We start from the raw sequence: 13240 nt of genomic DNA on the forward strand, positions 1-13240 counted from the left end.
GCGAGCCGTGTCCCTTTCGCCTAAGCACCTATGCGCATGCTTTTATGCCACCCTCGGGAAGCGGGCGGGCGCGCCGGCCGTCACTCGGACGAGCGCGCGCTCCAGGCGTCCCAGCGGTCCATGAGGTGCTCGATCGCCGCGCGGAAGCGGGCGGTCGGCGCGCCGGGCGCCGTGTCGCCGAAGTACCGCTGCGACCAGTGCGCGAGCCGGCCCGTCGTCTCGGGGTCGCCGAGGACGCGCTCGATCTCGGGGATCACGTCGGCGGCCGCGTCGGCCGTGAGCCACTCGCACGCGCCGAGGTAGCCGCCGTCGTCGACCTGCGCCGCGGGGTCGGCCGGCCGTGTGACGAGCAGCGGCTTGCCGACGGCGAGGCGGTCGTACACCATGGCCGAGATGTCGACGATCGCGGCGTCGGCGGCCGCGAGCTGCCAGCCGAGCTCGGGGCCGTCGTCGTACACATGCCGGGCCTCGGGATCCGCGCGGTTCGCCGCCGCGATCGCGTGGACGATGCGCCGGTTCGCGTGGCCGAACTCGGCGTCGACGACGCCGCTTCGCGGGTGGGGGCGATAGATCACGCGGTAGCGCGGGTCGGCGAGCAGCCGCGCGACGAGCGCCTCCCCGTGCGTCGCGACCGACCCGTAGTGCGCGGCGGGCCTGTCGCCCTCCCACGTCGGGGCGTAGAGGACGACCGTGCGGTCGTCGTGGGCGAAGGGCGTCTCACCCGAGTAGTGATCGGCCTGAGGACGGCCGATCTCGATCGCCTTCTCGTCGAGGTCGACGTCCCAGAGGGTGCGCTCCAGGCGGTCGCGCGCCGCCTGCCCCGCGATCAGCGCGAAGTCGTACGCCTTGATCTGGTTCGTCGTCATGTACATCTTGTCGGACTCGCCGTGGTTGATGAACACGTGCCAGCGCTCGCCGTAGCGGAACATCTGAAAGTTGCGGGTGTTCTGGTTCACGTAGAGCACGATCCGGATCGGCTGCGTGTCGAGGAACTGCTCGATCTTCCCGACCTGCGGCACGAACGCCACGGGCAGCTGACCGTCCTCGAGCAGCGCCTGCGCGCCCGTCGCGTTGCGCGCCATGACGACGACGGGCCAGCGCTCGGCCAGCTCGCGCAGCGGCGCGTACCACTGGCGCATCTGGTACATGTTCACGTCGCCGTCGGCGAAGTACACCGCGATGCGGAAGTGCTGCCGCGGCAGCGGCCCCTGCGCATGCGCCAGGTGCCTGACGGCGAGATGCGCGGTGCGCGAGTGCGCCGCCTTGCGTACGAGTGCTACGGCCTTCTTCGCGTCCCCCAGGAGTCCCACCCGCCCAGGCTAACCAGGCATCCTGACGCGACCCCGTGGGATGATCGACGAATGCGCAACGATCCCGGATCCATCCGCGCCGCCGCGGCCCGCCGGGACGCCCCGTCCGTCCCCCCGGGATCGGGCGTGTCGTTCGTCATGCCGGTCCTGAACGAGCGCGGATACCTCGAGCGCGCCGTCCGGTCGGCTCTCGTGCAGGAGGTCGACGGGCCCGTCGAGCTCGTCCTCGCCCTCGGCCCGTCGACGGACGGCACAACGGAGCTGGCCCGAGAGCTCGCGGCCGCCGACGACCGGATCGTGCTCGTCGACAACCCCGCGGCCGATATCCCCGTCGGGCTCAACGCCGCGATCCGGGCGTCTGCTCACCCGACGATCGTGCGCGTCGACGCGCACTCCGAGCTCACGCCGGGCTACACGTCCCGCGCCCTCGCGACCCTCGACCGCACGCGGGCGGGCAACGTCGGCGGCGTCATGAACGCCGAGGGCACGGCCCCGTTCCAGCGCGCCGCCGCAGCCGCCTACAACTCCCGCATCGGCCTCGGGGGCGGCGCCTATCACGGCGCGTCCGAGGAGTCCGAGGCCGAGTCGGCGTACCTCGGGGTCATGCGCCGCGCCGTGCTCGACGAGGTCGGCCTCTTCGACGAGTCGATCCGCCGCGGCGAGGACTGGGAGCTCAACCTCCGGATCCGGCAAGCGGGGTACCGGGTCATGTTCGACCCCGAGCTCTCGGTGACCTACCGCCCGCGCGAGAGCTGGTCGCGCCTCGCGCAGCAGTTCCTCGCGACGGGCCGCTGGCGCGGCGAGCTCGTGCGCCGCTACGGGGCGCGCAACTCGCTGCGCTTCTTCGCCCCTCCCGCCCTCGTCGTCGTCGTCGCCGCGGCCGTGCTCGTCGGCGCCCTCCAGGCGCTCCGCGTCCTGCACGGCGTCGCGGCCCTCGTCGCCGGCGTCGTCTTCCTGCCGCTCGTCGCCTACGCGGGCGTCATCGCCGCCGCGGCGGCGACCCGGCGGGGCGCGTCGCTCGCCGATCGGCTCTGGACCCTCGCGGTCCTCCCGACGATGCACCTCGCGTGGGGCGCGGGATTCCTCGCGGGCGTCGCCCTCGGTGCGCGCGACGCCGTCGACACCTCGCGGCTCTCGGGGCGCAACACCCCGCTCCCCTGAGCCGGCGGTCAGCGGGCGACGAACCCCTGGTCGAGGAGGCGCGCGACGACCCGCTCGGCGGCGCGCCCGTCCTCGCGGCGGTTGAACCGCGCCCGCCACGACGCGTACCGGTCGGCGTAGGCCGACGGATCCGCGGCGAGCGCCGCCACGAGGTCCTCGTGCGTGCGCACGAGGGGCCCCGGCGCGCGCTCAGCGAGGTCGAAGTAGAAGCCGCGGAGCGCCCCGCGATAGTGCTCGAGGTCGGGCACGAGGAAGTACATCGGCTTGCCCGTGACGCTGAAGTCGAACATGACCGACGAGTAGTCGGTGATGAGGGCGTCGGCCGCCGCGAGCAGCCGCGAGGTGTCGGCGAACCCCGTCACGTCGATGACGCGCGGCCCGTCGGCGTCGCGCCCGGGCTGCAGCGTGCGGCTGTGCCCGCGCACGAGCACGACGGATCCGGTCTCGGCCGCGAGGCGGGCCGGATCCACGAAGTCGACGATCTCGGACCGGTCGTCGCGCCACGTGGGGGCGTAGAGGAGGACCCGCTCGCCGGTGTCGATCCCGAGGCGCGCGCGGGTGCCGTCGTCGCGGCCCGACGCGAGGACGTCGTTGCGCGGGTAGCCCTCGATCCACACGGGGCGGCCGAGGAACGCGTACGCCCGCGACAGGGTGCGCGCGGCGTAGGGGTTCTGGGCGAGGAGCACGTCCCAGCGGCGCGACTCCTTGACGATGGCGCCCCAGCGGCGCGGGTCGAAGCCGCGGCGATGCAGCGCGAGGCGCTTGAGCGGCGTGCCGTGCCACGTCTGCAGCACGCGCTGGCCGCTGCGGCGCACGAACCGGCGGCGCAGCCAGTCGTTGACGACGAGCAGGCGGGCGGCACCGCGTGCGTGCCACCACTCCTCGGTGCCCTCGACGACCGGGATCGCCCCGTGCGGCACCTCGACCGAGAGGTCGACGACGCTCCAGTAGCGCGTGACGGCGGGCGCGATGCGCGCGATCTCGCGGTCGATCGCGAGCGGGTTGTCGCCCGCGACCCGGCCGTAGAAGCTCTCGAAGAACACGGCGTTCTCGAGGGCGTCGGTCCGATCGGCGTACCTTCGCTCGAGCGCCGCGCGGCCGTCCGGCTGCTCGACGGCCGGGTCGACGGGCGGGCCGATCGTCACGTCCGACCCGTCCACGGCGACCCGCAGATCGTCGAGCAGGGTGAGCGGCGCGGATCCCGCGACCTCGGCGCCCGGGATCTCGATCCGATACGCCCCACTCGGCAGCGGCAGGTCGGCGCCGCCCCAGCGCGACACATGCAGCGGGAGGCGGGCCTTCCAGGTCCTGCCGCGCCCCGTGATCCGGGCCGCGACGCGGGCGCGGGATCCGACGAGCCACGCCTCTGATGGGGCCGCCCCCTCCCCCGCGACGACGATCTCGCGGCGGGCGTCGTCGACGCCGTGCACCGTGACTGCGCTCATGCGGTGGGGGCCTTTCGGGTGCGGGCGAGGATCTCGTCGAGGACGCGGCGCGTGCTCCCGCCGTCGCGGAACGCGTGGACCCGCGCGCTGATCGCCCGGGAGTGCTCCGCGAGCCTCTCGCGCTCCTCATCCTGCCCGAGGAGCCGCTCGAGACGCGGCAGCAGCTCGCCCCATGTCGCCGACTGCTCGCCGCCCGTGACCTCGTCGTAGGTGCCGTAGAAGCCGCGGCTCTCGGCGTAGGACCGGACGTCGGGGGCGAGGAAGAGGGTGGGGAGCGGCACGAGGGATCCGTCGTACACGAGCGACGAGTAGTCGGTGATGAGGGCGTCGAAGGCGGGGAGCGCCGGCGTCACGTCGGGGACGAGGTCGGCGCCGAGCAGGACGACGCGCGGCGTCTCCTCGGGCGGCGCGTAGGCCCCCTCGCCGAGTCGGTGGGAGCGGACGACGAGCTGCGCGCCGTGGCGCGCGAGGAGGGCGTCGATCGCGCGCCACTCGTCGGGAGTCGGGACCGCGGGATCCGCTTCGCCGTCGCGCCACGTGGGGGCGTAGAGCACGAGGCGGGCGTCCGGACGGATTCCCGGCTGCGCCTCCGCGACGAGCGCGCGGGCGCTCGCGCCGCGGTCGTCGGCAGATCCGCGGGCGAGGACGTCGACGCGCGGCTCCCCCGTCACGACGACCGATGCGTCGGGGATCCCGAACGCCGACTCCAGGCGGCCGCGCACGAGGTGCGACGCCGCCGGGATGAGCCCGATGCGGCGCGCGGATCGTCGATACGCCCAGGCGAGGAGCCCGCGCACGGCGCGCGACCCGGGCAGGAAGGCGCTGCGGACGAGGGCGGGCGCGTCGAGGCCGATGCGCTTGAGCGGGATGCCGTGCCAGAGCTGCGCCACGAAGGCCCCCGACACGGCGTAGGGGTTCACGTCGCCGAACCCGTGCGTCACGACCACGACGCGGGCGCGGGCCGTCGCCCAGAACCCGCGCCAGGACATCTTGGGGAGGGTCGGGATGCCGAGCGCCGCGGCGTCGCGCGCCTCGCGCTCGGTCGTCGCGAGCCAGACCGCGTCGATGCCGCGCTCGCGCGCCGCGTTCCACACCTCGAGGGCGCCGTCTGCGACGCCCGCGCCGCACCCGAAGACCCACAGCCGGCCCCTCGGGACGACGGCCGTCGCGACGCGGCCGAGCGCGTAAAGCGGGATCCGCGCGAGCTTGGCGGCGTTGCCTGATCCGAATGAGAACGACGCCACCCCGTGATCCTACGGGGTGGCGTCGTCGGGTTCGTCTCAGGACAGGGTGCCGAGGGTGACCGTCGTCTCCTGCTCCTTGCCGTTGCGCAGGTAGGTCACGGTCGCCTCGGATCCGCCCGCCGCGGCGCGCACCTGCGCCGTGAGGTCGATCGCGTCGTTGACGCGGACGCCGTTGAACTGCGTGATGACGTCGCCCTGCTCGAGGCCGGCCTTCGCCGCGGCCCCGTCGGACGGCACCTCGGCGAGGTACGCGCCCGTCGTCGTCGCACCCTGGACGCCGCTCGCGGGCTGCACGCTGGCGCCCAGGAGGCCGTGCGTCGCCGATCCGTCGGCGATGATCTCGTCCGAGACCCGCTTCGCGATGTCGGAGGGGATCGCGAAGCCGAGTCCGATGGATCCGCCCTCCTCGCTCGACGAGGACGACGACGCGGTCGCGATGGCCACGTTGATCCCGATGAGCTTGCCGTCGGAGTCGAGCAGCGCGCCGCCCGAGTTGCCGGGGTTGATGGCCGCGTCGGTCTGGAGGACGGCGATCTTGATCGACTCGCTCGTCGTCTGCTGCTGCGACTGGTCCTGGCCGGGGATGTCGAAGAACCACGGCAGGTTGTCGCCGCTGTCGCTCGAGTCGCTTCCGTCGCCCGAGTCGGTCGACGAGTCGTCGGGGGCGGCGGACGAGGCGATCTCGATCGACCGGTTGAGGTTCGAGAGCACGCCCGTCGTCACGGTGTTGTTGAGGCCCATGGGCGAGCCGATCGCGACGGTCGAGTCGCCGACGTTGACCTTCGACGAGTCGGCGAACTCGATCGGCTGGAGCCCGCTCGCGCCGTCGAGCTGGATCACGGCGAGGTCGTACGTCGGGTCGGTGCCAACGACGGTCGCGTCGTAGAGCGTGCCGTCCGACATCGTGACCCGGATCACGGGATCCGACACCGCGCCGCCGAGGGTGACGACGTGCGTGTTCGTGAGGACGTAGCCGTCGTCGCTCAGGACGACGCCCGATCCGCTGCCCGCCGTCTGGCCGTCGGCCGAGGAGACCTCGATCGAGACGACGCTCGGCATCGCCGAGGCCGCGACCGCCGCCGTCTGGTTGATGTCGTCGGGGTTGTTGATCGTGATGCTCTGCGTGCCCGAGCCCGACGTCGCCGAGGACGACGAGGAGCCGCCGAAGACGCTGCCTCCGAGCCAGGCGCCGCCGAATCCGACGCCGCCGCCGATGAGCGCGGCCGCCAGGACGAGGGCCGTGACCTTGCCGCCGGTGAATCCCGTGCGCGGCTTCTTCGCCGGCACCGTGGCCGCCGGCGCCCACGCGTAGGTCGGCTCAGCCTGGGGCTGCGGGCCGTAGGCCGGCGGGTACGCCGCCGTCTGCTGCTGGTCCGCCCCCGCGCTCGCCGCCTCCGCCGCCGAACGCTCCGGAAGCGGAGGGATCGGTGTGGCGCTGTCGTTGCTCATGAATGCTCCTTCTGCTGAGTCACGAGTCATCGTGCGCGCGAAATCTATGTCGACGCTATGACGAGGGTACGTCGCCGGTGTGAGGACGGGCCCCTATCGTCGAAGGCATGACGAACATCTCGGGCGCGTGGCGCCGGACGGCGGCGGGCGCGGGCCTCCTGGGCCCCGAGGGAGAGGTCTCCCCCACGATATTCGCCGAGATGTCGGCGCTCGCGGCGCGCACGGGGGCCGTCAACCTCGGGCAGGGATTCCCCGACGAGGACGGCCCCGCCGAGGTGCTCGTGGCGGCGCGGCGCGCGATCGCGGACGGCGCGAACCAGTACCCGCCCGGGCGCGGGATCCCGGGCCTCCTCGCGGCCGTGTCGGAGCACCAGTCGCGCTTCTACGGCCTGGGCTGGGATCCCGGGAGCGAGATCCTCGTGACGGCGGGCGCGACGGAGGCGCTCGCGGCGACGCTTCTCGCCCTCATCGACGGGCCCGGCGACGAGGTCGTCGTGTTCGAGCCGTTCTACGACGCGTACGCGGCGGCCGTCGCGCTCGCGGGCGGAACCCTCGTCCCCGTGCCCCTCGCCTGGCCGGACTTCCAGCCCGACCTCGACGCCCTCGGCGACGCCGTGACCGACCGCACGCGGATCATCCTCGTCAACGACCCGCACAACCCGACGGGCGTCGTGTTCTCGGCCGAGACGCGCGAGCGGATCGTCGCTCTCGCCGAACGACACGACGCGGTGATCGTGACCGACGAGGTCTACGAGCACCTCACCTTCGACGCCCCGCACGTCCCGATCGCGACGCTTCCGGGCGCCCGCGAGCGCACGGTGTCGATCTCGTCGGCGGGCAAGACCTTCCGCACGACCGGCTGGAAGATCGGCTGGATCACGGCCCCCGCCGACCTCGTGACGGCGATCCTCACCGTCAAGCAGTTCCTGACATTCGTGAACGGCTCGCCGTTCCAGCCCGCGATCGCCGCCGGCCTGCGCCTCGGCGACGACTTCTTCTCGGGGATCCGCGAGGACATGCGCCGGAGGAAGGACGTGCTGGGAGCGGCCCTCGCGGCCGCGGGCTTCGCGGTGTCGCGTCCGGGAGGCGGATACTTCACGGTCGCCGACGCGGCGCCCCTCGGCGCCGACGACGCCGTGCGCTTCTGCCGCGAGCTGCCGGACCGCGCGGGCGTCGTCGGCGTCCCGCTCACGGCGTTCGCGACCGAGCCGCACCGTGGGGCCTACGCGACGCTCGTGCGGTTCGCGGCGTGCAAGCGGATCTCGGTGCTCGAGGACGCCGCGGCGCGGCTTCAGTCGCTCGGCTCGACCCGGTAGCGGCGCAGCGCGAGGGCGGGGTTCGCGGCGCGCACCTCGTCGATCCGCTCGCGCGAGGCCCAGGCCACGGCGACTCCCGTCTCGCCGCCGAGCCCCGCGAGCGTCGTGCCCCGGGGATCGATGACGGCCGAGAGCCCGACGCCGATCGGCGGGGCGTGGTCGGCCGCGGCGACGTAGACGGTGTTCTCGATCGCCCTGGCTGCGAGCAGCGTCTGCCAGTGGTGCTCCTTCTGCGGACCGCGCACCCACTCCGACGGCACGAGGATCGCGTCAGCCCCCGCGTCGACGAGCGTGCGCGCCACCTCGGGGAACCGCAGGTCGTAGCAGGTCATCATGCCGAGGCGCAGGCCGTCGACGTCGACGAGCTGCGGATCCCCGAGCGGCGTGCGCGCGAACCATTCGCTCTCGCGCTGGCCGAAGGCGTCGTACAGGTGCTGCTTCGGCGAGGTCGCGACGACGCCCGTCCCGTCGACGGCGACGACGACGTTGCGCACGAGCGGAGCCTCGGCGAGCGCCACGAGGCCCGCGACGACGACGACGCCGTGTTCGGCCGCGATCGCCCGCAGGCGGCGCGCGAAGGGCCCGTCGAGCTCCTCGGCGTTCTCCCGCATGCGCTCGTCGAAGGGCGCGACGAAGAAGCTCGCGTACTCGGGCGCGACGACGACGCGCGCGCCGCGCCCCGCCGCGTCGGCGGCGGCGCGCTCGATCGCGCGGAGGTTGGCGTCGCGATCGTCCGACGGGACGAACTGGGCGACCGCGATGCCGACGGGGGAAGCTGCCATCCCCCCATCGTGGCACGCGCTCAGCGATCACTCAGACACTCCGAGAGGGGCGCCCCGATTTGCATCTGCGTGAACGGGGCGTAAAGTTATCTCTTGTGCCGCGGGGTGGAGCAGTTCGGTAGCTCGCTGGGCTCATAACCCAGAGGTCGTCAGTTCAAATCTGGCCCCCGCAACCAAAATCGAAGGTCCGGTTCCCATTTCGGGAACCGGACCTTCGTCGTTTCGCGGGGATCCCGGCCCCGTCGAGCGCCGCACCGAGACGACGGCGGGGCCCCAGATCAGAGGATCCGGAGCCCCGCGTGCGCCGTGCGACCTACTGGCCGTCCTCGAGCGCCAGGAGCTGCTCGACGGCGTCGGTCAGGTCCTGGTCGGCCTCGGCGTACGCGACCATGTCGCCCGCGTCGAGCGCGTCCTGCTTGGCCTGCAGGGCCGTCTGCGCGTCCTCCAGCAGCTGAGCCTGCGTGCCCGACGGCGTCGCGGATCCCTGATCGGGCTCCGTCGTCGAGCCCTGGTCCGACTGATCGCCGCCCGTCTCGTCCGGGTCGACGGGGACCACATCCTCGTCGCCGGTCTCGGCGCCTGAGTCGCCGCCGAAGAGCGTGTCGAGGGCCTCGGCGAGGGTGTCCTCGAAGGCGAGCTCGTCGCCGAACGACACGAGCACCTTGCGCAGGAGCGGGTACGAGGTGGATCCCGTCGAACGCACGTACGCGGGCTGCACGTAGAGCAGACCCTCGCCGACCGGCAGCGTCAGCAGGTTGCCCATCGTGACCGTCGAGTCGCCGATGTTCAGGAGGTTGAGCTCCTGGGCGATCGCCTGATCCGAGTTGAAGGAGTTCTGCACCTGGCCCGGCGCCGGCACGGTGCTCGACGAGGAGATCTCGAGCATGCGGAGCTTGCCGTAGTCGTCCCGCACCTCGCCGGCCGTATCTCCCGCGTCGGAGTCGACGCCGAGGTAGCCCATGAGCACCTGACGCTCGCCGCCCTCGGGGATGAAGGTCGTGAACATCGAGAACGTCGGGTCGTCCTGGCCCGGCATCTGCATCGTCAGGTAGTACGGCGGCTGCAGCGTGTCGTTGTTCGTCGGGTCGCTCGGGGTCTCCCACGCGTTGTCGCGCTGGTAGAACGCGCTCGCCGTGTCGACGTGGTAGGTGCCGAGCATGCTGCGCTGCACCTTGAACAGGTCGGTCGGGTAGCGCACGTGGCTCATGAGGTCGGCCGACATGTCGGACACCGACTTGAGCGTCGTGGGGTACACGTTCTGCCACGTCTGGAGCACGGGGTCGTCCTCGTCCCAGGCGTAGAGCGTGACGGATCCGTCGTAGGCGTCGACCGTGGCCTTCACCGAGTTGCGGATGTAGTTGACGTCGTCGACCAGAAGGTTCGGCTGCGGGTTCGTGGAGTCGCTGATCGCCTGCGAGAGGCTCGTCTGGGACGAGTACGGGTAGGTCGAGCTCGTCGTGTAGCCGTCGACGATCCAGACGATGCGCCCGTCGACCACGCTGGGGTACGGGTCGCTGTCGAGGGTCAGGTACGGCGCGACCTTCTGCACGCGCGTCGCGGGATCGCGGTCGTAGAGGATCTGCGAGTCGGAGTTGATCTGATCCGAGAACAGGATCTGCTCCGACTGGAACTTCAGCGCGTACAGCAGGCGGTGGAAGTAGTCGCCGACCGTCGGGCCGCCGTCGCCCGAGAAGGTCGTGTACGTCTGGGCCGCCTCGCCGGATCCCGTCGCGTAGTCGAGCTCGAGCGGGTCGGCGCCCTCGGGCGCCCCGACGATCGAGTACGCCGGCGAGCTCTCGCCGAAGTAGATGCGCGGCTCGTACTCCTGGTCGCTGAGGAAGCCGCTCGCGGGGATGTCGCCCTCGATGAAGACCGGCTCGCCCTCGTTGGTGCGCTCGTTGCCGCGCGCCGCGACCATGCCGTAGCCGTGGGTGTAGGTCATCGTCGTGTTGACCCAGCTCTGGGCGTCGCCGAGGCCCGCGAGGTCGAGCTCGCGCAGCGCGACGACGGTGTCCTGCGACTGGCCGTCGATCTGGTACCTGTCGACGTCGAGGTCGTCCTCGAAGCTGTAGTACGGGCGGTACTGCTGCAGCTGCTGCACGGTCGGGCTGATGATCGCCGGGTCCATGAGACGCAGCGACGCCGTCGTGTTCGCGTCGTCGCGCAGCTGGCCGGGCTCGGCCGTCGTCTGCGCGTCGTACTGCACCGTCTCGATGTCGTCGAGGCCGTACGCGTCGCGCGTCGCGTCGACGTTGCGCTGGTAGTAGTCGAGCTGCAGGGCGCGCTCGTTCGGCGTGACCTGGAACGTCTGGACGCCCCACGGAAGCGCGACCGTGATGACGAGCGACGTCACGATGAGCAGGCCCGTCGCGACGAGCGGGTAGCGCCACTTGCCGATCCACGCCGTGACGAGGAAGAGGACGGCGACGAGCGCCGCGACGACCGCGAGGATCGTCTGCCCCGGGATCAGCGCATTGGCCGACACGTAGTCGGGGCCCGTGATGCGGCCTCCCGACGTGACGAGCTCGTTGTAGCGGTCGAGCCAGATGCTGCCCGCCTGCAGGAGGAGATAGAGGCCGGCCGTGACCGCGATCTGCACGCGGGCGGCGCGCGAGATCCGCATCTCGCCCTGGCCGATCCGGACGGATCCGTAGAGGTAGCTCACGAGCGCCGTCACGATGAGCGAGATGAGGACGACGGCCGAGGCGAAGCCGGCGAGCCCGCGCCAGAACGGCATCGCGAACATGTAGAACGAGGCGTCGAGGCCGAACTCGGCGTCGGTCGTGCCCGACGAGACCGCGTTGAAGAAGAGCCAGGGCGTCTGCCACTGGGCCGACGCCGCGAACCCGGCGAAGATGCCGAAGAGCGCCGGGATGCCCCACATCGCGAGGCGGCGCAGCGGCTCGATGACCTCCTGGTAGCGGTCGAGCTGCGCGCTGAGGCGCGCGTAGACCGGGCGCATGCGGTATGCGAGGTTGATCGCGACCCACACGGGGACCGCCATGCCGACGAATCCGACGACGAACATCACCGCCCGGCCGATCCACTGCGTCGTCAGGACCCCCGTGTACCCGAGCTGGTCGTACCAGAGGTAGTCGGTGAAGAGGTTCGAGAAGCCGAAGAAGAGCACGAGCAGCGCGACGATCGCGATCACCGTCACGACGATGACGCGTCGCGTGCTGCTGGGCGTGGCCGAGTTCTGCGTTGAGTTCGTGGTCACCCGCCCATCCTACGGGCGGCGTTCTGATGGAGGGCCTGTGTATACCGTCAGCCCGCGGTGCACGCGGGCAGGCTGTCGGCGTTCCCGTCGGCGATCGCCTCGACCGCCTGCTCCGCCTCGTCGAGCGTCGAGACCGGCGTGACCTGCAGCCCGTCGGGGATGTGCCCGACGACCTCGTCGCAGTTCGAGGCGGGGGCGATGAAGTAGTCGGCGCCGTCGCGGCTCGCCCCGTAGAGCTTCTGGCGGATGCCGCCGATCGCGCCGACGGCGCCGTCCGCCGTGATCGTGCCCGTGCCCGCGATGTGCTCGCCGCCCGTCATCTCGCCCGGCGTGAGCTCGTCGATGATGCCGAGCGCGAACATCATGCCCGCGCTCGGTCCGCCGACGTCGTCGAGCTGGATCGTGACGTCGATCGGCAGGTCGTACGACTCCGTGAGGCTCACCCCGAGGGCCCAGGACTCGGATCCGTCGATCTCCTGCTTCGTCGGCGTCACCTCGACCTGCTGCTCCTCGCCGTCGCGATCGATCGTCAGCGCGACGGGCGCGCCGTCGAGATCCGCGATGCGCGAGCGCAGGTCGTCGGTGCTCTCGAGCGCCTCCCCGCCCGCGGCCGTGATGACGTCGCCCTCCTGGAGGATCCCCTCGGCGGGCGATCCGTCGACGAGCCCCGCGACCGTCAGCTGCGCGGGCACGTCGTATCCGAGCTGCAGGAGGGCCGCGGCCGAGGCGGCGCTCTGCGAGTCGGTCATCATGACGGCGTTCTCGGCGTCGCGCTGCTCGGCCGTCTCGCCCTGCGGGTACACGCTGTCGATCGGGAGGATCGCCGTCGACCGGTCGAACCACGCGAGGGCGAGCTGCACCCAGGAGATGCGGTGCTCGCGGTCACCCCGCACCTGGACGGTCGTGAGGTCGAGCGCGCCCGAGGTGTCGTAGGTGTCGGCGCCGGAGACGCTGATCAGGGGCACGATCTCGTCGTCGGCCGTCGTGACCTCGCCGATCGTGTTGTAGACGGGGCCCGGCTCCTCGAGCACGTAGTCGGTCGGGAGGAAGCACGAGACCACGAGGAGGGCGAGGGCGACGCCGAACGCCGAGACGCCGGCGACGGTGCGGCGCGGCAGGCGCGCGCGGGTCGTGGCCTCGGCGGCGTGGTCGTCGGACGTCACGGTTCTCCCTCTCGCGCTCCGGGGTGGGCGGGTCTCGTCGGGTGCGTTCGCGCGCGGCGTACAGCTTCGGCCGCGTTCCGAGCCCGCAGATCGGCGCGCCAGATTAGCGTAGGACGTGATCGCAAGGGCGGGCTGAGAGCCCGCATCAGG

Annotated in this window: 9 protein-coding genes and 1 tRNA gene; 3 read left to right on the forward strand and 7 right to left on the reverse strand. The window is 72.1% G+C overall.

Annotated elements, in window-relative coordinates; translation table 11 throughout:
* Positions 1–80 precede the first annotated feature (80 nt).
* Positions 81–1310: a CDP-glycerol glycerophosphotransferase family protein gene (locus tag H576_RS0110875; protein WP_029150958.1), complete on the reverse strand. Its 1230-nt coding sequence runs from the start codon at positions 1308–1310 to the stop codon at positions 81–83.
* 51 nt (positions 1311–1361) lie between these two features.
* On the opposite strand from H576_RS0110875, the gene H576_RS0110880 reads away from it, so the two are divergent.
* Positions 1362–2471 carry a glycosyltransferase gene (locus H576_RS0110880; RefSeq protein ID WP_051172654.1) on the forward strand — a complete coding sequence of 370 codons (1110 nt, stop codon included), beginning with the start codon at positions 1362–1364 and terminating at the stop codon, positions 2469–2471.
* 8 nt (positions 2472–2479) lie between these two features.
* On the opposite strand, the gene H576_RS0110885 is transcribed toward H576_RS0110880, so the two are convergent.
* The 3 genes from H576_RS0110885 to H576_RS15485 are packed head-to-tail and all read right to left on the reverse strand — an operon-like array spanning position 2480 to position 6609.
* The gene (locus tag H576_RS0110885) at positions 2480–3916 is read right to left on the reverse strand and encodes a CDP-glycerol glycerophosphotransferase family protein (RefSeq protein ID WP_051172656.1); all 1437 of its coding nucleotides are present in this window, start codon (positions 3914–3916) and stop codon (positions 2480–2482) included.
* Complete coding sequence (locus H576_RS0110890; RefSeq protein ID WP_029150961.1) at positions 3913–5160, reverse strand: CDP-glycerol glycerophosphotransferase family protein; 1248 nt, start codon at positions 5158–5160, stop codon at positions 3913–3915. Before H576_RS0110890 ends, H576_RS0110885 begins: the two co-directional genes overlap by 4 nt.
* Positions 5161–5196: 36 nt before the next feature.
* A complete protein-coding gene (locus H576_RS15485; protein ID WP_051172658.1) occupies positions 5197–6609 on the reverse strand; it encodes a S1C family serine protease in 1413 nt (470 codons plus the stop codon).
* Positions 6610–6716: 107 nt separating this feature from the next.
* Here H576_RS15485 and H576_RS0110900 point away from each other — a divergent pair, with 107 nt between their 5' ends.
* Positions 6717–7925 (forward strand): aminotransferase class I/II-fold pyridoxal phosphate-dependent enzyme, encoded by a 1209-nt coding sequence (locus H576_RS0110900; protein WP_029150962.1) that lies wholly within the window; start codon positions 6717–6719, stop codon positions 7923–7925.
* On the opposite strand, the gene H576_RS0110905 is transcribed toward H576_RS0110900, so the two are convergent.
* On the reverse strand, positions 7901–8707 hold the full coding sequence (locus tag H576_RS0110905) for a nitrilase-related carbon-nitrogen hydrolase (RefSeq protein ID WP_029150963.1): 807 nt from the start codon (positions 8705–8707) through the stop codon (positions 7901–7903). The genes H576_RS0110900 and H576_RS0110905 overlap by 25 nt on opposite strands.
* A gap of 99 nt (positions 8708–8806) precedes the next feature.
* On the opposite strand from H576_RS0110905, the gene H576_RS0110910 reads away from it, so the two are divergent.
* Positions 8807–8883: transfer RNA gene (locus tag H576_RS0110910), tRNA-Met, on the forward strand.
* 137 nt (positions 8884–9020) lie between these two features.
* On the opposite strand, the gene H576_RS0110915 is transcribed toward H576_RS0110910, so the two are convergent.
* Positions 9021–11927, reverse strand: coding sequence for a UPF0182 family membrane protein (locus H576_RS0110915; protein WP_029150964.1), 2907 nt, complete (start codon positions 11925–11927; stop codon positions 9021–9023).
* Between the two features lie 47 nt (positions 11928–11974).
* A complete protein-coding gene (locus H576_RS0110920) occupies positions 11975–13090 on the reverse strand; it encodes a YlbL family protein (protein WP_029150965.1) in 1116 nt (371 codons plus the stop codon).
* Between the last annotated feature and the right edge of the window lie 150 nt (positions 13091–13240).

This window comes from Microbacterium indicum DSM 19969 (genome assembly GCF_000422385.1).
GTDB classification, from domain to species: domain Bacteria; phylum Actinomycetota; class Actinomycetes; order Actinomycetales; family Microbacteriaceae; genus Microbacterium; species Microbacterium indicum.